The organism is Coprococcus sp. AM11-30B, from assembly GCF_027674365.1.
Lineage (GTDB): Bacteria > Bacillota > Clostridia > Lachnospirales > Lachnospiraceae > Allocoprococcus > Allocoprococcus comes.
Window position 1 is genome coordinate 1 of sequence record NZ_JAQDVB010000031.1, and the last position, 20,582, is coordinate 20,582.

General features: G+C 43.3%; 21 protein-coding genes. 13 read left to right on the forward strand and 8 right to left on the reverse strand.

Annotated features, from left to right (window positions below; translation table 11 throughout):
- The coding region (locus tag PGU50_RS16260) for an IS110 family transposase (protein WP_270247471.1) at positions 1-1,161 on the reverse strand (1,161 nt) is incomplete at its 3' end.
- Between the two features lie 320 nt (positions 1,162-1,481).
- On the opposite strand from PGU50_RS16260, the gene PGU50_RS16265 reads away from it, so the two are divergent.
- From PGU50_RS16265 to PGU50_RS16280, 4 genes are all read left to right on the forward strand, one after another.
- Entirely contained in the window at positions 1,482-2,885 is a 1,404-nt protein-coding gene (locus PGU50_RS16265; protein ID WP_117559545.1) for an alanine/glycine:cation symporter family protein, read from the forward strand.
- A 470-nt stretch (positions 2,886-3,355) separates the two neighbouring features.
- A complete protein-coding gene (locus tag PGU50_RS16270) occupies positions 3,356-6,835 on the forward strand; it encodes a DNA polymerase III subunit alpha (protein WP_118219478.1) in 3,480 nt (1,159 codons plus the stop codon).
- Between the two features lie 85 nt (positions 6,836-6,920).
- Positions 6,921-7,898, forward strand: coding sequence for a 6-phosphofructokinase (gene pfkA / locus PGU50_RS16275; RefSeq protein ID WP_117557992.1), 978 nt, complete (start codon positions 6,921-6,923; stop codon positions 7,896-7,898).
- Between the two features lie 24 nt (positions 7,899-7,922).
- Entirely contained in the window at positions 7,923-8,396 is a 474-nt protein-coding gene (locus PGU50_RS16280) for a DUF1934 domain-containing protein (protein ID WP_055247913.1), read from the forward strand.
- A gap of 52 nt (positions 8,397-8,448) precedes the next feature.
- Here the strand turns inward: PGU50_RS16280 and PGU50_RS16285 are convergent, their stop codons facing one another.
- Positions 8,449-8,889: a hypothetical protein gene (locus PGU50_RS16285; protein WP_117557988.1), complete on the reverse strand. Its 441-nt coding sequence runs from the start codon at positions 8,887-8,889 to the stop codon at positions 8,449-8,451.
- Between the two features lie 237 nt (positions 8,890-9,126).
- On the opposite strand from PGU50_RS16285, the gene tig reads away from it, so the two are divergent.
- Entirely contained in the window at positions 9,127-10,251 is a 1,125-nt protein-coding gene (tig, locus tag PGU50_RS16290) for a trigger factor (RefSeq protein ID WP_270247474.1), read from the forward strand.
- Between the two features lie 120 nt (positions 10,252-10,371).
- Positions 10,372-11,013: an HAD family hydrolase gene (locus PGU50_RS16295; RefSeq protein WP_118219474.1), complete on the forward strand. Its 642-nt coding sequence runs from the start codon at positions 10,372-10,374 to the stop codon at positions 11,011-11,013.
- Between the two features lie 232 nt (positions 11,014-11,245).
- Here PGU50_RS16295 and PGU50_RS16300 read toward each other — a convergent pair whose 3' ends face one another.
- Entirely contained in the window at positions 11,246-11,956 is a 711-nt protein-coding gene (locus PGU50_RS16300) for a gamma-glutamyl-gamma-aminobutyrate hydrolase family protein (protein WP_270247477.1), read from the reverse strand.
- A 116-nt stretch (positions 11,957-12,072) separates the two neighbouring features.
- On the opposite strand from PGU50_RS16300, the gene PGU50_RS16305 reads away from it, so the two are divergent.
- Both PGU50_RS16305 and PGU50_RS16310 read left to right on the forward strand, forming a co-directional pair.
- Entirely contained in the window at positions 12,073-12,540 is a 468-nt protein-coding gene (locus tag PGU50_RS16305) for an HAD family hydrolase (RefSeq protein WP_022221108.1), read from the forward strand.
- Between the two features lie 42 nt (positions 12,541-12,582).
- Positions 12,583-13,785, forward strand: coding sequence for a class I SAM-dependent rRNA methyltransferase (locus PGU50_RS16310; protein ID WP_117824228.1), 1,203 nt, complete (start codon positions 12,583-12,585; stop codon positions 13,783-13,785).
- Between the two features lie 92 nt (positions 13,786-13,877).
- Here PGU50_RS16310 and PGU50_RS16315 read toward each other — a convergent pair whose 3' ends face one another.
- From PGU50_RS16315 to PGU50_RS16335, 5 genes are all read right to left on the reverse strand, one after another.
- The gene (locus PGU50_RS16315; RefSeq protein ID WP_055262093.1) at positions 13,878-14,363 is read right to left on the reverse strand and encodes a gamma carbonic anhydrase family protein; all 486 of its coding nucleotides are present in this window, start codon (positions 14,361-14,363) and stop codon (positions 13,878-13,880) included.
- 28 nt (positions 14,364-14,391) lie between these two features.
- Positions 14,392-16,227 (reverse strand): Na/Pi cotransporter family protein, encoded by a 1,836-nt coding sequence (locus PGU50_RS16320; protein WP_118219468.1) that lies wholly within the window; start codon positions 16,225-16,227, stop codon positions 14,392-14,394.
- A 182-nt stretch (positions 16,228-16,409) separates the two neighbouring features.
- Complete coding sequence (bilS, locus tag PGU50_RS16325; RefSeq protein ID WP_195502475.1) at positions 16,410-16,940, reverse strand: flavodoxin family protein BilS; 531 nt, start codon at positions 16,938-16,940, stop codon at positions 16,410-16,412.
- A 20-nt stretch (positions 16,941-16,960) separates the two neighbouring features.
- On the reverse strand, positions 16,961-17,680 hold the full coding sequence (locus tag PGU50_RS16330) for a J domain-containing protein (RefSeq protein ID WP_118219466.1): 720 nt from the start codon (positions 17,678-17,680) through the stop codon (positions 16,961-16,963).
- Between the two features lie 21 nt (positions 17,681-17,701).
- Entirely contained in the window at positions 17,702-18,097 is a 396-nt protein-coding gene (locus tag PGU50_RS16335; RefSeq protein ID WP_118219464.1) for a hypothetical protein, read from the reverse strand.
- A gap of 221 nt (positions 18,098-18,318) precedes the next feature.
- Between PGU50_RS16335 and srtB the strand changes: the two genes are divergently transcribed.
- The 5 genes from srtB (at position 18,319) to rpsR (ending at position 20,486) form a co-directional block, all read left to right on the forward strand.
- Positions 18,319-19,149, forward strand: coding sequence for a class B sortase (srtB, locus tag PGU50_RS16340; protein ID WP_055262095.1), 831 nt, complete (start codon positions 18,319-18,321; stop codon positions 19,147-19,149).
- Positions 19,150-19,164: 15 nt separating this feature from the next.
- Positions 19,165-19,359, forward strand: coding sequence for a DUF951 domain-containing protein (locus tag PGU50_RS16345; protein WP_022221102.1), 195 nt, complete (start codon positions 19,165-19,167; stop codon positions 19,357-19,359).
- 100 nt (positions 19,360-19,459) lie between these two features.
- Complete coding sequence (gene rpsF / locus PGU50_RS16350) at positions 19,460-19,747, forward strand: 30S ribosomal protein S6 (RefSeq protein WP_008368913.1); 288 nt, start codon at positions 19,460-19,462, stop codon at positions 19,745-19,747.
- A 13-nt stretch (positions 19,748-19,760) separates the two neighbouring features.
- Positions 19,761-20,201 carry a single-stranded DNA-binding protein gene (locus PGU50_RS16355; RefSeq protein ID WP_055155542.1) on the forward strand — a complete coding sequence of 147 codons (441 nt, stop codon included), beginning with the start codon at positions 19,761-19,763 and terminating at the stop codon, positions 20,199-20,201.
- A 21-nt stretch (positions 20,202-20,222) separates the two neighbouring features.
- Positions 20,223-20,486 (forward strand): 30S ribosomal protein S18, encoded by a 264-nt coding sequence (gene rpsR, locus PGU50_RS16360; protein WP_008368909.1) that lies wholly within the window; start codon positions 20,223-20,225, stop codon positions 20,484-20,486.
- The last annotated feature ends 96 nt before the right edge of the window (positions 20,487-20,582 follow it).

The window sequence follows — 20,582 nt, forward strand, 5'->3', positions numbered from 1 at the left end:
GATTCTTAGAAACTTGTTGGCACCTGCAGTCATATAGACATAGTAAGGCTTGCCTTGAGCACGTTTCTTGTCTAAGAACTGATAAACAGGATCATCTTGAGGATGTGTTTTAATTAGGACATCCATTACCTGAAATAAAGTCTTTCTAAGATCAGAGGAACCTCGTTTTGAGGTTGGAACACTTTTTTGTTCATAACTTCCAGATTCATTAACACCGGGATCTACACCGGCAAATGCAGTAATAGCACTTTTGTGAGTGAAACGGGAAACATCTCCGATCTCAGCCATCAACTGAGATCCGAGTGAAGTTCCAACACCTTTCATAGCCATAACGACAGGATATTCAGGGAGTTTGGATGCAGTTTCATTCATGAGAGTGCGTAGTGACTCAACAGTTGTAGAGGCACTGTTAAGCTGGTCCACAGCCTGTTTAATTATAAGCTTTGTAATGGCATCCTTTGGAAGTACAGGAACAAGTTCCTTTGCTTTTCCATAGATTTCTTCAGCTTTTGACTGACTGAAGTTGTACTTCTTGCGTTTGCACCAGTTTTGATAATGGTCGATAAAGGCATTCAGGGACACTTTACGGACACAGTCCACATGCCAGTATGTAGATGCAAAATCAACCCATTTCTGGCTGCCGTCACTGCGTGCAGGACTGTCAAAGTAAGTATTCACACCAGGATAGGTTTGGTCAAGGATGCCGATAAGATTATTTTTCATAGCCGTCTTGTGTTTCATGTAAAAGCCGAACTGACGATTCATGGTTTTGAGCTGATTGCGTAATTCATCCATAACATTATACTGTTTAAGATTTTGCCATTTGTCAAGTGCATATCGGGCAATCTTAACAGCATCTGCTTTATCAGATTTCACTTTGCGAAGCGAATCATTATCAAAGTCTTTGATAAGTTTTAGGTTAATGGCACTGACGAAAAGATTTGCCTCTGAAAGCTGATGTGCGAGGACTTCATAATAACGTCCTGTGTGCTCCATAACGATTCGGGACTCCCCTTCAACAGAGTTGATGAGTTCTACAAGTGAATGGATATCACTGGCTGTGTGTTTGATTTCGAAAGGTGTGGAAACAATTTCACCGAAAGGTCGCATGATAGCAACCATACTCTTACCTTTTGAAACATCGATACCTACTGCGTTCATAAATTTGTCACTCCTTAAGATTATTGCAATGGATAAATACCAGTTTTACTCATTGCCTATTCAATCTACTGTGGTGTGACACGAATGCGCCTATGGCGATTCAACCTGCATAAAACGAACGCTGCGAATGAGGAGCTGGTTATCAGTCTATTTTACGGACGCAAGGTCCAAGAATAAGGACGATATCCAATTGCTACCTACATTCTAACAGCTTAAGCAACAAGATGGATAATTCCTTACTGGATGTAAGGGGATTATCCATAAATATATTGTAGTAGAATATGGATGGAAAACAATAACAGAGGCGAAGGAGAAGTGAAATGAGTAGTTTAATGGGGATGCTGACGACTATCCAAAGTTATGTATGGGGACCTCCGACATTGTTGCTGCTGATTGGTACAGGGCTTTACTTTACGATCAAATTGAGAGGACTGCAGATCACAAAATTTCCACGTGCAGTAAGGGCCATTTTTGAAAAAGAAAGTGGGACCGGAAGCGGAGAAGGAGATGTATCGGCATTTGCGACTCTATGTACAACGATGGCAGCAGACATAGGAACGGGAAGTATTGTTGGAGTTGCAACGGCGCTTCGAATTGGTGGACCGGGATCGTTATTCTGGATGTGGATTTCAGCCATACTTGGTATGGTGACGAAATACTCAGAAAGTCTTTTAGCGGTAAAATACCGAGTGACGGACGAAAATAACCAGATGGCCGGTGGACCGATGTTTTATATCCAAAATGGTATGGGAGAGAGATTTATCTGGCTTGCAAAAGCCTTTTCTGTGTTTGGCATGTGTACAGCGTTATTTGGATGCGGAACATTTCCGCAGGTGAATGCGATCACGGAATCCGTTAATGTGACATTCCATATACCGATTATCGTAGCAGGAATTATTGTAACCGTTTTAACGGCGGTTGTGATCATTGGCGGGATTAAAAGTATTTCAAAGGTTGCTGAGATCGTTGTGCCGATCATGGCACTTTCATTTCTTGGAGGTTCGATCGTTGCACTGGTGATCAACCGGGCTGCAGTACCAGGTGCTTTTAAGGCCATTTTTACCTGTGCATTTGCAAAAGAATCGGTAATAGGAGGGACTGCAGGAACGGGTGTCATCACGTTTATGACGGTTATGAGAACCGGAATCGCCAGAGGTGTCTATACCAATGAGGCAGGACTTGGAAGTTCACCGATCGTTGCAGCGGCGGCGAAGACGAACTCCGGTGTGAGACAGGGCCTTCTTTCCATGACAAGTGTATTTGTTACTACGATTCTGACCTGTTCCATGACAGGACTTGTTATCATCAGCAGCGGGCTGATGGACAGTTCGGATATGAACGGAAGCACACTTGTTACAGCTGCTTATAACATGTGTCTGCCACACAATATAGGCATGTATCTGATCGCAGTAGGAATTATGTTCTTTGCATTTACCACTATTTTGGGATGGAATTATTACGGAGAACGCTGCCTGGTTTATCTGACCGGCACAACAAAATGGATCAAACCATATAAGATCATCTACATTGCAGCGATTGCACTGGCACCGTTTTTATCGCTGGAACCAATCTGGCTTCTTGCAGATATCACGAATGCGCTGATGATTATTCCAAACCTGATCGCAATCATTGCACTTAGAAAAGTGATCATTGGGGAAACAAAACTGTATTTTTCAAAACGAAATGAAGAAAAAATGTCTGCTGCGGTAAAAGCAGTGGAGTAAGAAAAGAAACCACCGCATTGGAAATGAGATCTGATGCGGCGGTATTTTTGCGTTAGAGGATAAATAAGGTTGTGACACCAACGCCCCAAAAAGAAAGTTAACAGGTTTATACTCGCATAGAGTATGAGTGGTACAGCGCAGGTAAGTATAATCTGTGTTTCCATCAATTCTCTTCCTGCAGATTCCAACACATCCAGAAAATCATTCGATACCGTTGAACAGGCGGATTTCCAAATATATATACTCCGGTTCCCTTCGAGGCAATGGAGATGAAACCCAGGAATCGTGGAAGCCTTTGCTGAACACGATTCCCGCTTTCAGGGGTTCATCGGAATGTTTTGCCGAGGGGAACCGGAGTATATATATTTGGAAATCCGCCGCCCACCAACCTATAAAATTTTCCCCACACCAGTTGGAAATCCCCCTCATTTCTGCTAAAATGGAACACAGAGAAAAGGAGCGAACACAATATGAATTTTGCGCATTTGCACGTCCACACGGAATACAGCCTTCTGGACGGTTCGAATAAAATTAAAGAATATGTTGCCAGAGTCAAAGAACTGGGGATGACAGCGGCTGCGATCACAGACCACGGTGTCATGTACGGCGTCATTGACTTCTACAGAGCCGCAAGAGCGGCAGGAATCAATCCTGTACTGGGATGTGAAGTCTATGTGGCACCGGGATCCAGATTCGATAAAACAGCCGTAGGACGCGATGAGGACCGATATTATCACCTGGTACTTCTTGCTGAGAATAATACAGGCTACGCCAATCTGATGAAGATCGTGTCACGTGCATTTACGGAAGGTTACTATTATAAGCCAAGAGTAGATTATGAGCTTCTGGAGACCTATCACGAAGGAATCATTGCCCTCAGTGCATGTCTTGCCGGAGAGGTACAGAGAAACCTGGCGAGAGGGATGTATGAAGAAGGAAAAAAAGCTGCGCTTCATTATGAACAGATTTTTGGGAAAGGCAACTTTTTCCTGGAACTGCAGGATCATGGGATCCCGGAACAGCGTACCGTTAACCAGCAGTTGATGCGTCTGTCGCAGGAGATCGGAATCGACCTTGTGGCGACAAATGACGTGCATTATACTTACGCAGAAGATGAAAAGCCACATGATATCCTGCTTTGCCTTCAGACAGGGAAAAAGCTCGCAGACGAGGATCGGATGCGCTATGAAGGCGGACAGTACTACGTGAAGTCAAAAGAAGAGATGGCAGCACTTTTCCCATATGCACCGGAGGCGCTGGAAAATACACAGAAGATTGCAGACAGATGCCATGTAGAGATTGAATTTGGTGTGACAAAGCTTCCGAAATTCGATGTGCCGGAAGGATTTACCTCATGGGAATATTTGAATAAGCTCTGTTTTGACGGACTGAAAAGACGATATGGAGAAGACCCGGATCCAGCCCTTGTGGAGCGCCTGAATTATGAATTGGGCGTTATCAAAAGCATGGGTTACGTGGATTACTTCCTTATTGTATGGGATTTCATTCATTTTGCAAAAAGCAACGGAATCATGGTTGGACCTGGGCGTGGATCTGCGGCGGGAAGCATTGTGGCGTACACACTTGCGATCACCAATATCGATCCGATCCGGTATCAGCTGCTGTTCGAGCGTTTTCTGAATCCGGAACGTGTGTCCATGCCCGATATCGACGTGGACTTCTGCTTTGAAAGAAGGCAGGAAGTCATTGATTATGTTGTGCGTAAATACGGCAAAGACCGGGTAGTGCAGATCGTAACCTTTGGTACACTGCAGGCGCGCGGGGTGCTGCGGGATGTGGGAAGGGTTATGGATCTTCCGTATGCTTTTGTGGATTCAATTGCAAAGATGATTCCGAAAGAACTGAATATTACATTGGATAAATCCCTGAAGATGAACCATGAGCTGAAGAAGCTCTATGATGAAGATCCACAGGTAAAAGAGCTGATCGATATGTCAAAGAGGCTGGAAGGTCTGCCACGGCATACATCCATGCATGCCGCGGGAGTCGTGATCAGCCAGAAGGATGTGGATGAATATGTTCCGCTGGCACTTGGAGCGGACAACAATGTGGTCACACAGTTTACCATGACCACACTGGAAGAACTGGGACTTCTGAAAATGGATTTCCTTGGGCTTCGTACCCTGACCGTCATCCAGGATGCGATCAGACTGGTTGAAAAAAGTACCGGTGTGAAGCTGGTAACAGAAGAATTAAATTATAATGATAAAGCAGTGCTTGACTATATCGGAACCGGAAAGACGGACGGTATTTTCCAGATAGAAAGTGCAGGGATGAAGAGCTTCATGAAGGAGCTTCGACCACAGAGTCTGGAAGATATTATCGCCGGAATTTCTCTTTACCGGCCAGGTCCGATGGATTTCATTCCACAGTATATCAAAGGAAAGAACCATCCGGAGCTGATTACTTACGAATGCCCGCAGTTAAAGCCGATCCTGGCACCGACCTATGGCTGCATTGTATACCAGGAACAGGTTATGCAGATCGTGCGTGACCTTGCCGGATATTCACTTGGGCGAAGCGACCTTGTACGCCGTGCCATGAGTAAGAAAAAGGGCGACGTGATGCAGAGAGAGCGTCAGAATTTTGTATATGGTAATGAAGAAGAAGGCATTCCGGGCTGTGTCAAAAATGGAATCGATGAAAAGGTTGCGAATAAGATCTATGATGAAATGATCGATTTTGCAAAGTATGCGTTCAACAAATCACATGCGGCAGCGTATGCGGTTGTCTCATACCAGACAGCGTATCTGAAATATTATTATCCGGTAGAATATATGGCAGCGCTTATGACTTCTGTCATCGACAATCCGGGAAAGGTTGCCGAATACATTTACACTTGCCGACAGATGGGAATTTCTATCCTGCCGCCGGATATCAATCGTGGGGTTGGTGATTTTTCTGTAGATAACGGTAATATCCGTTACGGACTTGCGGCGATCAAGGGGGTTGGAAGACCGGTGATCGAGCAGATCATCCGGGACAGAGAAGAGCATGGCACGTTTCGTGATCTGAAGGATTTTCTGGAACGGCTTTCCGGTAAGGAAGTCAATAAACGTGCGGTAGAAAACTTTATCAAATCCGGCGCATTTGACAGTCTGAAAGGGACCAGAAAGCAGTTTATGATCATTTATGTACAGATCATGGATCAGGTAGCACAGAACAAGAAAAATTCGCTTGCCGGACAGATGTCGCTCTTTGATATTGTAGATGACGAACAGAAAAAAGAATTTGAGGTCACGCTTCCGGATGTGGGAGAATACCAGAAGGAAACGATGCTTGCATTTGAAAAAGAAGTACTCGGCGTGTATATCAGCGGACATCCATTGGAAGAATATGAAGAGAAATGGCGCAAGAGTATTTCCGCAACGACATTGGATTTTCAGCTTGATGAAGAGACCGGACGGACAAAAGTGCGTGACGGGTCAAGGGAGATCATCGGTGGTATGATCACATCGAAGACGATCAAATATACAAAGAAGAATCAAACGATGGCATTTATTACCGTAGAGGATCTTCTTGGAACGGTAGAGGTTGTCATTTTCCCGCAGAGCTATGAGAAAAGCCAGCAGTATCTGCAGGAGGACAGCAAAGTATTTGTGCGGGGACGTGTATCGGAAGAAGATGATAATGCAAGTAAGCTGATCTGTGAAGAGGTGATTCCGTTTGAGATGACGAAAAAAGAACTGTGGATTCAGTATGCCGACAAACAGAGTTACCTTCAAGATGAGCAGAATCTGTTCCGGATGCTCGCGGAAAGTGAGGGTGAGGACCAGGTTGTAATCTTCTGCAAAGCGGAGAGAGCGGTAAAAAGACTTCCTAAAAACGTAAATATCCAGGTAGAACCTGGAATTTTGAGCAGATTGACGAATTATTTTGGAGAAGATTGTGTAAAAGTAATAGAAAAACCCATTGAAATGAAGGGGTGAATATTATACAATAACGTGTGAATTGAGATAAATTAAGCAAAAGGATAGTAAAGTTACAAAGTAGAAGAGACGGAGGAGACATATCATGGCAGAAAAAGTAATCAGAACTATCGGCGTATTGACCAGTGGTGGAGACGCACCGGGAATGAACGCTGCAATCCGTGCAGTTGTAAGAACAGCATTGGGAAAAGGACTGAAGGTAAGAGGAATCAGAAGAGGTTATTCAGGACTTCTTAACGAGGAAATTATTGATTTAAGTGCCAGAGATGTATCAGACACGATCCAGAGAGGTGGAACGATTCTTTTGACAGCCCGTTGCGAGGAAATGCGTACACCAGAAGGACAGCAGAAAGCAGCAGCAATCTGTAAGAAATATGGAATTGACGGTCTGGTAGTTATCGGAGGAGACGGTTCCTTCAAGGGAGCACAGAAATTATCTGATCTTGGAGTAAATACAATCGGACTTCCGGGAACGATCGATCTTGATATCGCATGTACAGAATACACAATCGGATTCGATACAGCGGTTAATACAGCGATGGAAGCAATTGACAAAGTACGTGATACATCTACATCACATGAAAGATGTAGTGTTATCGAAGTTATGGGACGTGATGCGGGATACCTTGCACTGTGGTGCGGTATTGCCAATGGAGCAGAGAAGATTCTTCTTCCTGAGGAACATGACTACGATGAAGCAAAGATCATTGCAGACATCAAAGAAAGCAGAAAACGCGGTAAAAAGCATTACATTATCATCAATGCCGAAGGTATCGGTGATTCTATGAATATGGCAAAGAGAATCGAAAAAGAGACGGGTATGGAGACACGTGCTACTATTCTTGGTCATATGCAGCGTGGAGGAAGCCCGACAGCAAAAGACAGAGTTTATGCATCTATCATGGGATCTCTTGCTGTAGATCTTCTTCTTGAAGGAAAGACAAACCGTGTAGTAGGATACAAACATGGCGAGTATATTGACTTTGATATCAACGAAGCACTGGCAATGCAGAAAGGAATTCCGGAGTACCAGTACGATATCGCAAAACAGCTTGCCATCTAATAACAGACAGATTGGATGACGTGTATGACACAGGATGTATTATTGACGATTTCCGGACTACATGATATGGCATTTGCAGATCCGGAAGAAAATGAAGAGAATGAGCCGATTGAGGTGATCACTCCGGCGAGCTATTACTGGAAGAACGGAAAGCATTATATTCTTTATGATGAAGTAATGGAAGGGATTCCGGGGGTGGTTAAGAATAAGATCAAGATCACCGGTGAAGATTCGATGGAGATCATGAAGAGCGGAATTACGAATGCACATATGGTATTTGAGAAGAATCAGATGAATGTCACATATTATGATACACCGTATGGGCAGCTTCATGTTGGAATTCATACACGGAAGCTGGATGTGAATGTGGATGATGAGCGAATTGATATTGCTGTGGAGTACGGGCTTGATGTGAATCATGAAGCGACGGCAGACTGCCGGATCGCAATGAGCATAAGACCGAAAGCACAGGCAGAGGAAGCAATTTCAGGAAAATAAACAAAAAGGGTAAATGATTCAATCGGCTCAGAATCATTTACCCTTTTTATTGTTACTTGTTCCGCAGTCTTGCCCAGAATCCTTTTTTCTTAGGTGGAGCCTCAAGAGAACCTCTGACTCCTTTTACTGCAGTGATGTAAATACCGCTTACGGTTGCTTTTACTTCTTTTTTGACTGGAATAAGATCATAGATGCTTGCATCACACATCAGAGTCATAATCTTTGGTCCGACTTTTGCCTTGACAACCGGTACCTTTGAACGACGAAGATACTTAGGTGTATTCTCAAGAACAACTGATGGGAAACCGGCATCTTTAAGCTTCATCTTGCCTTTGTCGATAATCAGGATGTTGACCTGCTGTGCAGCAGCTGCAATCATCTCTTCCTGTTCTGCCTGCTTTTTCTGCGCTTTCTTACCGAGGAAATACAGAACAACCAGGGCGATAAGCAGTACGGCAAGAATTACCAGTAATACGATCGTTATCTTACTCACGGGTTTTCCTCCTCAAATCATATTTACACATAGCTTATTGTAGCATTGTTTGTAGACAAGTGCAAGTAATTTGAAGTTTTTGGCGGCTTTTTGAAAGTAATGGAAAATCTGAAATAAATGTGAATTTTGGGAAATCCCTTTTCAATGACAGATTATGTGTTATAATCATATGTAGCGCTCTGATGTGGGTGATTCAGACAGTCAGAGAGAATGAAGATATAAGAGGTGTAAAAGAAAATGAAAAAGAAATTAACAGTACTGGCAGCAGGTATCTGTGCATTGTCATTACTTCTTACCGGATGCTCCAGTGAGATTTCCAATGATTATGTTACGATTACAAAATATAAAGGTGTGGAGATTGATAAAGTAGATGCGGATGCGATATCGGATAATGATGTAGAAACACAGATCAACAGTGTGCTTCAGTCTAAGTCAACTACAACAGAAGTTACAGACCGTGCAGCACAAACTGGAGATACAGTAACGATCGACTACGAAGGAAAGAAAGATGGTGAGGCATTTAAAGGCGGAACAGCGACAGATGCACAGCTTACATTAGGAAGTGGTCAGTTTATTGATGGATTTGAGGATGGCGTTGTCGGACACAATATTGGCGATACTTTTGATCTGGATCTGACTTTCCCGGAGAACTATGGAAATAAAGATCTTGCAGGTCAGGCAGTTGTATTTACCGTTACACTGAAGGGAATTAGCCAGACCGATGTACCGGAACTTACCGATGAATTTGTACAGAGTGTATCTGATACTTCCAAGACGGTGGAAGAGTACAAAAAGGAAATCAAAAAATCTCTGAAAAAAACCAGCAAAGAAAACCAGCAGAATACAATCAAGGAAAATGCCTGGAAAGCAGTACTTGAGAACACAACTGTGAACAAGTATCCGAAGAAGGATCTGAAGAATATGATCAGTTCGATCAAGACACAGTATAAGAATATGGCATCTTATTATAATCTTGATTTTGCAGATTTCCTTAAACAGTATATGAATATGGATGAGGAAACTTTTAATTCAAAGGCAACCCAGGCTGCAAAGGATCAGGTAAAGGCCAACCTTGCGGCAGATCTGATCATTGAGAAAGCAAAGATCGATGTGTCAGATAAGACGCTTGAGAAGAAGTATAAGGAGTACGCAAAGGCTTACGGATACGAAGATGTAGATGCACTCAAAAAAGCACTGGAAGATGCCGGAAACCTTGAGAATCTGGAGAAGACAGCAAGACTGGATATCGTAGAAGACTGGGTAGCAGACAACTGCAAGCAGGTGAAAAGTACTTCATCTGACAGTAGTGAAAGCGGTTCAAACAGTACAGGAAGTACCGGCAGCACAGAAAGTACAAAATAGATATAAGCAAACATTCAAAAGGCGGAGAATAAAATCTCCGTCTTTTTTCTTCCTGAAGGGAATGGTATGATATAGAAAGTAATTGTTTTTACAAAATGAAATATACTACAGGAGGACAAGATGAAAGCAGTACTTTTTGATATGGATGGCATCCTGATCGATACAGAGAAATATCTGACAGTATACAAACAAAAGGCAATGCGGGAGGCGGGATACCGGTTGGATCTGGAAACGGCATACAAATTCCGCAGCTGTGCATCCGTATTTGCAAGAGAGCAGATGAAGGGAATTTTTGGAGAGAATTTCCCATACGATGAGCTCAGACGGCGCAGACAGGAGCTGATGAGTGATCATATTGCGCGTTTCGGAATTGAGAAGAAACCGTATGTGGAAGAGACGATCAAGGAGCTGAAAAGACGTGGTTATCAGACGGCAGTCGTGACGGCTACAGCGGAAGACAGGGCTGTGCGTTATCTGGAAATGGTCGGATTTAAAGAGCTGTTTGATGAGATCATCAGTGCATCTATGGTGAAATTGGGAAAACCGAGACCGGATGTGTATCTCTATGCCTGTGAGAAGATCGGGCGGAAGCCTGAAGAGTGCATGGCGGTCGAAGATTCACCGAACGGGGTAAATGCGGCTTACCAGGCGGGTTGCCATGTGACGATGGTTCCGGATCTGACACCTGCGGACGAAGAGGTCAAAAAGATGGCAGATCATGTCGTTCCAGACCTGCGAGGACTTCTGGAATATCTGAAATAACCCCTGAAAATGAGGAGAGCCGATATCCGGTTTCCCGAATATCGGCGTTTATGAAAAAGAAAAATTTTGTTATGTGAAAAGGTTTATTTCCTTTTGACAATTATTAGTATACTCGTATCTTGTGAAAAAAGTGTGTTTATAATTTGAAAGAATTATGAACGTTTGTGAACATATTATGCATATATTCTGAAGGGATCGCAGACAGCAGAGTCTGCAGCCCGACAAAAGGGATTTAATCTGTTCCGGGAAGCATCGACCGGACGAAAAGCGAAAACAATTCCCGCATACATGGAGAAGTAAAAAACATGGATTCCGGATGCCACTGAACGCCAAGTGCAAAAGGCTGTCCTTCGATTTCAATTGCCTCAACTGTGCCATCAGAAGTGTGTGCACATGCATGGACATTTTTTCCGAGCAGATGAACGGACTGATGGTGGAAACTATTGGTATACAGAGTGTCTCCGGTCAGTTCATGAAGATGGCTGTCTTTGGCGATGAAAATCTGGTGCCACATATCGCTGTGGTTCTGTGAGGTCTGCATATGCAGAAAAGGATCTCCGGGCTGACAGGAAAGATCCTGATAGATACTTCCGCCACAGGCGGCGTTGAGCACCTGCATACCCCGGCAGATGCCGATTACCGGAAGATGACGTTTTAAGATTTCCTCTGCAAAATGAATCTGGAAAAGATCTACAGAAAGATTGGTCTGTCCTACACCTGGAAGTGGATCTTCATTGAAGAGAAACGGTGTAAAATCACCTCCTCCGGGGAGCAGAAATCCATCGCATATGTCAAGATAAGAATTGATCGGGAAGTCCTGAGGAAGAATCGGTATCAGTAGGGGGATTCCTCCGGAAATGCGGACTGCCCGCACATAGGTATCGGTTACAAACTGGTTTTTGCCGTCGAAGCCACAGCATAAGATTCCAACAACTGGTTTCATATTTACAATCCTCCTCTTTATCAGATAAATCAGTTGTTACAAAATATGTGGAGTCTGTATGAAATATGTATTATAATAAAAAAAGCAACATGCCAGATGGCAGGAAAGGAGTTCCTATGAAACTGGTTATTCCGGAATATAAAACATTAGAACTTGATACGATATTTTTAGATATGAACGGGACGATCGCTGTGGACGGCGTGATCCCGCCGAGTGTGAAGGAACGTCTTATCGCACTTTCAGAGCAGTTCCGAATTTATGTACTGACTGCAGATACGCATGGAAATGCGAAAGCGCAGTGCGAAGGGCTTCCGGTGATCCTGGAGACATTTCCGACAGGTAATGCAAAGGAGTATAAAAGGGAATTGGTAAAAGCAACCGGTGCAAAACGCTGTGTGGCAATCGGTAATGGCAGAAACGATGAGTGGATGCTGAAAGAGGCGGCGCTTTCCATCGCTGTTATGGACCGGGAAGGGGTCTATGGGAAATTATTGAAAAATGCGGATCTCTGTGTCAGATCTATGCAGGATGGACTGGATCTTCTGCTCTATCCAGGTCGGATCATTGCAGGACTCCGTGGATAATATTTGCAGAAGAATACGTAAGAGTATGTGGAAGGAGAAAAGATGCGTCAGGCTATAGTGACATTGAAAAAGGGTGAGGGACGTCTGCTGAAATCAGGCGGCGCCTGGATATTCGATAATGAAATTGATTCGATTATGGGAGAATTTGAGAATGGTGATATTGTGATCGTCCATGATTTTGACGGGTACGGAATGGGAAGAGGATTTATCAATATGAATTCTAAGATCCGGATCCGTATGATGACAAGAAAGCAGGATCAGGAGATCGATCATGCATTTCTGGAAATGCGGGTGAGAGATGCGTGGGAATACCGGAAAAAGACAGTAGATACATCAAGCTGCCGTGTGATTTTCGGGGAAGCGGATTTTCTTCCCGGACTGGTGATCGATAAATTCTCGGATGTGTTGGTTGTAGAGTCTCTTGCACTCGGAATTGACCGGATGAAAGAAGAAATCGTGGACATTCTGAAAGCGGTACTTTCAGAAGATGGAATTACGATCCGTGGCGTGTATGAACGAAGCGATGCAAAGGTTCGTCAGAATGAAGGCATGGAGAGAGTCAAAGGCTTTATCGGTGAAGAATTTGATACCAAAGTTGAGATTGTGGAAAATGGTGTCAGATATATGGTTGATGTCAAAGACGGACAGAAGACAGGATTTTTCCTGGATCAGAAATACAATCGTCTGGCAATCCAGAGACTTTGCAAGGATGCAGAGGTGCTGGACTGCTTCACGCACACAGGCTCTTTTGCGCTGAATGCAGGGATTGCAGGGGCAAAGCATGTGACAGGTGTAGATGCTTCAGAACTTGGCATAGAACAGGCAAGAGAGAACGCAAGACTCAATGGATTAGAGGATAGAGTTGAATTTGTCTGTGCAGATGTATTTGACCTGCTTCCAAAGCTGGAAGAAGAAGGAAAGCAGTATGATGTGGTAATCCTGGATCCACCTGCATTTACCAAATCCCGTAAGACGATCAAGAATGCGACAAAGGGATATCGTGAGATCAATATGCGCGGAATGAAGCTGGTAAAACCAGGCGGATATCTGGCAACCTGTTCCTGCTCACATTTTATGGATTATGAGCTTTTTACGAAGACGATCCATCAGGCAGCGCAGAATGTGCATAAGAGGGTCAGACAGGTAGAATACCGGACACAGGCACCGGATCATCCGATTTTGTGGTCTGCAGAAGAATCGTATTATCTTAAATTCTATGTGTTCCAGATCGTGGATGAAAAATAAAGTGTTGTAGTAGATAAAAAAGGTATCGAAAATCAAACATAAATGATTTTCGATACTTTTTTTACTAGTGTACATATTTCAGATTTGATATTTTATTCAAACTGCGCAGCCGATAATGCAACATAATCCGCAGCATTTTTATAAATTGACTGGATCTCTTCCTCAGTAAGAGGTCTTTTTACTTTTGCCGGACTTCCGATAACCAGCATTCCATCCGGAATAACTGTGTTCTGAGTAACCAGACTTCCGGCACCGATCAGGCAATGCTTTCCAATCTTTGCACCGTTTAAAATCGTACTTCCCATCCCGATTAGAGACGCGTCACCAATTGTACAGCCGTGGATCACACAGTTGTGACCAACAGTGACATCATCACCGATAACGGTCGGAAAACCGTAATCTACATGGACGGTACTGTTATCCTGGATATTACTTCGCTTGCCAATCGTGATAGACGATTCATCACCGCGGACAACGGCATAATAGAACACACTTGAGTCTGCACCGATGGTGACATCACCTAGGATGACGGACTGACTGGCAATATGCGCCTGTGATGAAATATTTAAAGAAGACATTACAGCAGATTCCTTTCTCGTTGTAAGATTATTTTTTGGCTTCAACAGCTTTGACCGGGGTTTTGGCGGCTGCTTTTGTATCCTGTTCCGCTTCCGGCTGATAACCGTTGATATTATATTTCTGCTCATAATAATCAAAGGTGGATACATAATTGTTGTCTTTCAATTTCCGTACACTCTTAGTGTATTCGTGCATATCGAAATTGGAAGAATCCAGTTCCAGGATTGCAACGGCAATGTTAGAACAGTGGGCTGCAATACGATCATAGTTGGTGAGCAGATCGTTAAATGCAAATCCGGTGTTCAGATCACACTGCCCGTTACGGAGCCTTTTAATATGACGCATTTTCAAATCGTTGCATAAAATACCGATCAGTTCGCGAAGCGGTTCTACTTTGGCAGCATTTACAAGGTCTTCATCTACAAATGAATTGATCGTGAGATCAAGGAGCTCTTTTAATGCGGATTCAAGAACATGAAGCTCGTATTTGGCTGCATCTGAAAAAATACGTGATTTTTCATGAAGTTCCTGTGCAACACGGGAAATATTGACTGCATGGTCACCCAGACGTTCAAAGTCACTGATCGTATGAAGGAACTTGGCGGTCTGTTTGGACTGTTCCGGTGTCAGGTCATGCATATTGAGCTGCATCAGATAGGTTCCCAGTTTATCTTCGTATTTGTCGATCAGATTTTCCTTTTCCTGAATTTTGTTGAACTTATTATCTGAAAAATCTTTCAGCAGTGCAAGGGCGCGACGGATATTTTTGTATGCTTTCTTTGCCATTCCGTTGACTGCAAGCTGGCTCTGTGTGATTGCCAGTGGCGGATAATTGAGGAAACGTTCCTCAAGAAGATCGAAATCTGCCTGCTCTTCGTTGTCTTCATCGGTATCTTTAATAAGGAAGAAGACAAGCTTTTCAATCTTGCCGATAAATGGAGCAAGAACAAGGATTGTCAGAAGCCGGAATACCGTATTCAAAAGTGCCACACGGAAAGGCGACATAATTTCACCCATAAATGGGAAATGCACGATGGCATTTGCAGAATAGAATACGATGGACCAGAAAATCATACCAAATAAATCGTTCAGCAGATAGATCAGAGCAGTACGCTTTCCGTTCTTGTTCGTTCCGATTGAGGAAAGAAGAACCGGACATGCGGCACCAACGCCGATACCCATTGTGATCGGAAGTGCAGCTGCAAAGGTGATCGATCCGGTAATGGACAGTGCCTGGAGGATACCTACAGAAGCAGAAGCGCTCTGTAAAACTGCTGTAAATACGATCCCGACAAGGATTCCCATAAATGGATTCGTGAACATGGTCAGAAGTCTGACGAAATGCGGATTCTCTTTCAGAGGAGAGACGGCACCGCTCATGGTCTGCATCCCGATCATCAGGATCGCAAAGCCAAGCATGATGTCACCAATATCAGAATACGGTTTTTTCTTGATGAATGTACGGAAAATAATTCCGATGATTGCTACGATTGCAGAAATTGTAGCGGTTGATAAAAGCTGCGCGATTCCGCTGGAACCATCAATGTAGGAGAGACATAAGATCCATCCGGTGATACTGGTTCCGATGTTGGCACCCATGATGATACCAATTGCCTGTGCGACCTTCATCATACCAGAGTTTACAAATCCGACTACCATAACTGTCGTTGCAGAGGATGACTGAATGATAGCGGTTACGACAGTACCCAGCAGAAGTCCTTTCAGAGGAGTGTTGGTCAGCCTGTATAAAATCAGTTCAAGCTTATTGCCGGCAACTTTTTTCAGACTGTCGCCCATCAGTGACATACCGTATAAAAACAGGGCTACCCCACTGAGTAATGACAAAACCATTGTAATTCCCATAATTTTGTTTTCCTTTTCTTTAAGCATTAGTTTACATTTTGTCGCAAAAAAAATATCGTACAGCTACTTTAAATATGAAAAGTCTGCATGCAGATCACACAAAGTGACGCTATACGACACCCTTATTATATAACAAGAAAGTTTCCATAGGTAGACTGAAACGATATTTTTTTACACTTTTTTTACATAGACTTAACTTTTTCTATACATTCGGTAGCAAAAAGAGCCGCATTTTCAAGATCTGTGCGTGTCGGATGAATCATTGCTTCGTCAAAATTCTGTAATTGCCGGCGGATTTGCTGGCAATCGCAATCTTCCGGTGTATTCAGCAAGGATTCATATTTTTGACGGACAGCAAGTGGCATTTTCCCCTGGCAGATAAAAGAACCAAGATAACGATTGTCGTCTTCAAGCCAGATCCGGACACTGGATGCGATCTTTTTGTAGTATTCCAGGCTGTTTCCGGCACCGCAGGTTCCAAAGAGAGCAACGGATTTGTACGACAGACCGGAAAGGAAGTTGCCGATCTCGAGGCTGCAGGTTCCGCGGTGAACACAGAAACCGACAAAATAAATTTTGGCCTCTGGGAAATCGGTACGTTCATGAAGATTTATCAGATCTTTGGACATCCCCGGAAGAGATGCAAAAATTTCTGTTGCTATTTTTTTTGTATTTCCTGTCTCACTCTCATAGACAACAAGATAATCTAACATATAATATTTCCTCCTGTTATTTAGTGGTATGTATAAGGAGAACCGCAGAAGAATCCACCGCCGCCACAGCAGAGATTGCACATGAGGTTGGCAATGCAGAGCTTCACGCAGAAATCATTGTTGATCGTTGGTGTGCCGCCATACATTGTCTGTTGTGTACGATACCAGCTCCCGCCATTTTCAAGACGGCTGACAAGGGACTGATATTGATAGTTGGACGGCTCCAGACGAAGTGCTTCTTTGGCGTGCTCCAGGGCAAGGACATTATTGCCCATGCCGGAATTGGCGATAGAGCTGTAATAGTACCATCTGGCAGAACGGTCTTTGATCCCTGAAAGGACATTTAAAGCTTCTTTATAATGGCCACTGTTCAGATAATTGGCGGCGGCACGCAGATGAATATCTTCTTCTGTCTCAGTTGTCTGCTGATTCTGATTGGTATACTGACCGTAGAAACCGCCAAATGGACCAAAACCGCCAAAACCTCCGTATCCGCTTCCGGCATCACCATAACCTCCGGAGCCTGTTCCGGTATATCCGGAAGCACCCATTTCTTTTTCTTTCATGATCTGCTGGTAAGCCTGCTGGATTTCTTTGAATTTGGCTTCTGCCTGATCTTTATTTGGATTGTTGATATTGGCATCCGGATGATAAATACGGCTTAATTTGCGGTAGGCTTTCTTGATCTCCTCGTCGGAAGCATCCCGTGAAACGCCGAGTATTGAGTAAGGATCCTGCATAATTGATTATTCTCCTGATCGTTAGCTTTTTTTGATAAAAGTAGTCTGGCATTTTGGACAGCGGATCTCAATTTTACCTTTTCTCTTTGGAACACGGATCTTCTGTTTGCAGTTTGGACACTTGTAAATGTGGTGCGTCTTGTGCTGCGCTGCCATATACTTCTGTTTTGCAAAAAATCCACGGATCTTTGAAGTGTGCTGGAGAAATTTCTGGTTTTCCAGTGCACGCTTGTAGGTCTGACGTGAAAACATGCGATAGTAAGAGTATATCACGAATGCCCACCCAATTACATAAAAAATACGAAAATGAAAGATGCTTGTGATCAGCATCAGAATTACGCCGCTCCATAAGAGAAATTTGCCGAAGGTATCTACTCCGTACCTTCCATACATAAAACGCATCAGTTTTTCTTTCATAATGTTCACCCAATCTTTTTTATTTATAGAATATGATACTATACGATAGTTTACATTGTACGCCTGCACACACAAAAATCAATAAACTCTCTATTAAAAAACTCTAAAAAGTATGTTATACTGCTGATATCGTGAAAATATGGAAGAAAATAGGACTTCTGAGATTGCATGGCAATGGAGCAATCTGGGAACATCATATATAAAAAGCAGAGGAGGAAATTATGGGACGGAAAGGACATGGTCGGTATGGAAAGCATTCCAGGCGTGACCGGCGCAAGAAAAAAGGTGGAATCATCAGTACGGTCATTTTGATTGTTGCAATCTGTGTGTTTGCATTTTCTGCCTTTCAGCTGTATAAAATCTTTAACGGATATCACAAAGGGGAAAGTGAGTATGATGATCTGGTAAAGCTTGCGGTTACGGAAGATAAGGGGGAACAGGAGAACGGGACGGACGATCAGGATGGAAGCAGATTTTCCGTGGATTTCGATGCACTCAGACAGATCAATCCGGATGTGGTTGCATGGATCCGTTTTGATGAACCGGCGGTGATCAATTATCCGGTTGTGCAGGGAAGTGATAATTCGGAATATCTGAGTAAGACATTCAAAGGATATGACAATACCGTAGGAACGATTTTTGTAAATGCTTATAATCATGCGGATTTTAATGACAGAAACACGATCATTTACGGACATTATATGTATAATGGAACGATGTTTAATGAGCTGGAGCAGTATCACGAAAAAAGTTTCTGGGAAAAATACCCTTCCTTCTATATTTATACACCGGATGGCAATGTGGCTACTTATCAGATTTATTCTGTTGGAGTGGTAAAAGATACTTCCGAAGGCTATACATATCAGTTCGCAGATGATGCGGCGTTTGCATCCTTCCTTGAAGCAACGAAGGCGTCTTCTTTGTATGATACAGGTGTGGAAGTGGGAAATGATTCACAGATCGTGACGTTGTCCACCTGTACACGGGAGGGAAATGATGACAGAACGATCGTACACGGTGTCAGGGTAAATGTACAGCCGGCAGGAGAATAAAAGAGGAGTAAAGAGATGGCAGCAGAAGCAAAATTTGAAGTCGGAGATGTGATCCGGATGAAAAAACCGCATCCGTGCGGAAGCTCAGAGTGGGAGATCCTGAGAGTAGGGGCGGATTTTCGTCTGAAATGTCAGGGATGCGGACACCAGGTAATGGTACCGCGCAGACTGGTTGAAAAAAATACAAAAGAAATAAGAAAAAAGGCTTGAAACAAAGCCTGAATTATGATATCATACCAACTTGTGATATATTATTTATCCTTGTTCCCGGCGGATCCGGGAGCCAAAAGACCATAAGGAGGTGCAGGACATGAGCAAATATGAATTAGCAGTTGTTGTCAGCGCAAAACTCGAAGACGACGCCAGAGCAGAAGTAATCGAAAAGGTGAAAGCACTTGTTACACGTTTCGGTGGTAACATTACTGACGTTGACGAATGGGGAAAGAAGAGATTAGCTTACGAAATCCAGAAGATGAAAGAAGCTTACTACTACTTCATTCACTTTGAATCTGAAACAACAACACCAGGCGAAATCGAAGAAAGAATTCGTATCATGGATGGTGTAATCAGATATTTATGCGTGAAACAGGAAGCTTAGAAAGAGGCAACGTATGAATAAAGTAGTTTTAATGGGACGTCTGACAAGAGATCCTGAAGTGAGATATTCACAAGGTGAGAACGCTCTCGCTATTGCAAGATATACATTAGCTGTAGACCGCAGATTCAAGCGTGACGGAGAACAGACCGCAGATTTTATTAACTGTGTTGTGTTCGGAAAGAGTGCTGAATTTACAGAACGTTATTTCCGTCAGGGAATGCGCGTAGTGGTTTGCGGAAGAATCCAGACCGGAAGCTATACCAACAGGGATGGTGTAAAGGTCTATACAACAGAAGTTGTTGTTGAGGAACAGGAATTCGCAGAAAGTAAGAATGCTAGCAGTGCTAATACACAGTCTTATCAGGCAGCCCCGGCACCGGCGCCAAGCGCTGATGCAGGTGACGGTTTCATGAACATTCCAGACGGAATTGATGAGGAGTTACCGTTTAATTAAGGTTGAAAGGAGATGTGTACAATGGCATTCGAAAAAGGAAACAGACCGGATTCTCCAATGAAGAGAAGAGGCGGACGCAGAAGAAAAAAAGTTTGTGTATTCTGTGGTAAAGAAAACAACGAAATCGATTACAAAGATACAGCAAAATTAAAGAAATATGTTTCTGAGAGAGGAAAAATCCTTCCGAGAAGAATCACAGGAAACTGTGCAAAGCATCAGAGAGCTCTTACAGTAGCAATCAAGAGAGCAAGACATATCGCTTTAATGCCATACGTTCAGGATTAATCGAATATGATCAGAACAGGATTTCCGTTTTGGAAGTCCTGTTTTTTTACTGTTTTTCTGTCTGGCAGACGATTGAAAAAGGAGCCATTTGGGGTT

Coding starts and splice junctions, on each gene's coding strand:
- PGU50_RS16265 (WP_117559545.1), top strand. CDS start 1,482: ATGAGTAGTTTAATGGGGATGCTGACGACTATCCAAAGTTATGTATGG.
- PGU50_RS16270 (WP_118219478.1), top strand. CDS start 3,356: ATGAATTTTGCGCATTTGCACGTCCACACGGAATACAGCCTTCTGGAC.
- pfkA (WP_117557992.1), top strand. CDS start 6,921: ATGGCAGAAAAAGTAATCAGAACTATCGGCGTATTGACCAGTGGTGGA.
- PGU50_RS16280 (WP_055247913.1), top strand. CDS start 7,923: ATGACACAGGATGTATTATTGACGATTTCCGGACTACATGATATGGCA.
- tig (WP_270247474.1), top strand. CDS start 9,127: ATGAAAAAGAAATTAACAGTACTGGCAGCAGGTATCTGTGCATTGTCA.
- PGU50_RS16295 (WP_118219474.1), top strand. CDS start 10,372: ATGAAAGCAGTACTTTTTGATATGGATGGCATCCTGATCGATACAGAG.
- PGU50_RS16300 (WP_270247477.1), bottom strand. CDS start 11,956: ATGAAACCAGTTGTTGGAATCTTATGCTGTGGCTTCGACGGCAAAAAC.
- PGU50_RS16305 (WP_022221108.1), top strand. CDS start 12,073: ATGAAACTGGTTATTCCGGAATATAAAACATTAGAACTTGATACGATA.
- PGU50_RS16310 (WP_117824228.1), top strand. CDS start 12,583: ATGCGTCAGGCTATAGTGACATTGAAAAAGGGTGAGGGACGTCTGCTG.
- PGU50_RS16315 (WP_055262093.1), bottom strand. CDS start 14,363: ATGTCTTCTTTAAATATTTCATCACAGGCGCATATTGCCAGTCAGTCC.
- PGU50_RS16320 (WP_118219468.1), bottom strand. CDS start 16,227: ATGGGAATTACAATGGTTTTGTCATTACTCAGTGGGGTAGCCCTGTTT.
- bilS (WP_195502475.1), bottom strand. CDS start 16,940: ATGTTAGATTATCTTGTTGTCTATGAGAGTGAGACAGGAAATACAAAA.
- PGU50_RS16330 (WP_118219466.1), bottom strand. CDS start 17,680: ATGCAGGATCCTTACTCAATACTCGGCGTTTCACGGGATGCTTCCGAC.
- PGU50_RS16335 (WP_118219464.1), bottom strand. CDS start 18,097: ATGAAAGAAAAACTGATGCGTTTTATGTATGGAAGGTACGGAGTAGAT.
- srtB (WP_055262095.1), top strand. CDS start 18,319: ATGGGACGGAAAGGACATGGTCGGTATGGAAAGCATTCCAGGCGTGAC.
- PGU50_RS16345 (WP_022221102.1), top strand. CDS start 19,165: ATGGCAGCAGAAGCAAAATTTGAAGTCGGAGATGTGATCCGGATGAAA.
- rpsF (WP_008368913.1), top strand. CDS start 19,460: ATGAGCAAATATGAATTAGCAGTTGTTGTCAGCGCAAAACTCGAAGAC.
- PGU50_RS16355 (WP_055155542.1), top strand. CDS start 19,761: ATGAATAAAGTAGTTTTAATGGGACGTCTGACAAGAGATCCTGAAGTG.
- rpsR (WP_008368909.1), top strand. CDS start 20,223: ATGGCATTCGAAAAAGGAAACAGACCGGATTCTCCAATGAAGAGAAGA.